The 1,127-nt window shown below is 70.4% G+C and carries 1 protein-coding gene; it reads left to right on the top strand.

The genetic code is table 11. The features are described from left to right. Positions 1-119: 119 nt before the first annotated feature. Entirely contained in the window at positions 120-1,058 is a 939-nt protein-coding gene (locus tag F6Q13_RS17670) for a class I SAM-dependent methyltransferase (protein ID WP_293059316.1), read from the top strand. Positions 1,059-1,127 lie beyond the last annotated feature (69 nt).

Here is a 1,127-nt window from a genome sequence, read left to right as displayed (position 1 = left end):
CTGGTTCGCATTACAGCAGGCTGGTGCGCCGTGTCGAAAGGTTGCGTTCCCGGCTTTGAAGCGGTCGTCGAGCACTTCGGCGAACAGCCGGCCGTCGGCGTTCGCGTACGCTGGATGATGTGCCGAGATACGACGACGACAGCTGGGATATCACCGAAAGCGTGGGCGCGACGGCGCTGGGGGTCGCGGCGGCCCGGGCCGCCGAAACCGAGAGCCCCGACCCGTTGATCGACGACCCGTTCGCGCGGATCTTCCTCGATGCCGCCGGCGAGGGCGTGTGGAGCTGGTTCGCGACCTCCGAGCTGCCCGCCGAGGTCGTCGAGGCCGAGCCCGAGCTGCCGCTGCGGATGCAGTCGATGGTCAACTACATGGCCGCGCGGACAGCCTTTTTCGACGGGTTCTTCATCGACGCGGCCACGGCGGGGGCGCGGCAGGCGGTGATCCTCGCCGCCGGGCTGGATTCACGGGCCTGGCGGCTGCCGTGGCCGCACGGCACCACGGTCTACGAACTCGACCAGCCCAAGGTGCTGGAGTTCAAGTCGTCGACGCTGCACGAGCGCGGCGCCGAGCCGATGGCCAGGCTGGTCGACGTCGCCGTGGACCTGCGCCAGGACTGGCCGGCGGCCCTGCAGCGGGCCGGGTTCGATGCCTCGGCGCCGGCCGCCTGGTCGGTCGAGGGATTGCTGCCGTTTTTGCCCTCGGCCGCGCAGGACCTGTTGTTCGAGCGGGTGCATGCGCTCAGCGCGCCGGGCAGCCGGATCGCGGTGGAGGCGCCCGGCCGGGATTTCCACGATCCCGTGGTGGCGGCGCGCCAGCGTGCGCAGATGCAGCGGATACGCGACATCATGGCCCGCGCCGGCGCCACGCGTGAGGTTCCCGACATCGCGGATCTGTGGTACGTCGAGGACCGCGCCGACGTCGGCGACTGGCTGGCCGAACACGGCTGGCAGGTGTCGGTGGTGTCGGCCGAGGAGCTGATGGCCGGGTACGACCGGCCGCCCGCCGATATCGAGGATTCGTCGCCGCGGAGTTTGTTCGTGTCCGCGCAGCGGCTGTAGGGGCCGAGGCGGCATCGCCCGGCGGGCTTCTTTAGATCATCTGGTTCTTGGCGAGCCAGCGCATCACCG

The sequence above is a fragment of the Mycobacterium sp. genome (assembly GCF_008709575.1).
Lineage (GTDB): Bacteria > Actinomycetota > Actinomycetes > Mycobacteriales > Mycobacteriaceae > Mycobacterium.
The sequence above is the reverse complement of the archived record's forward strand: the minus strand, read 5'-3'. Positions and strand labels throughout refer to the sequence as shown.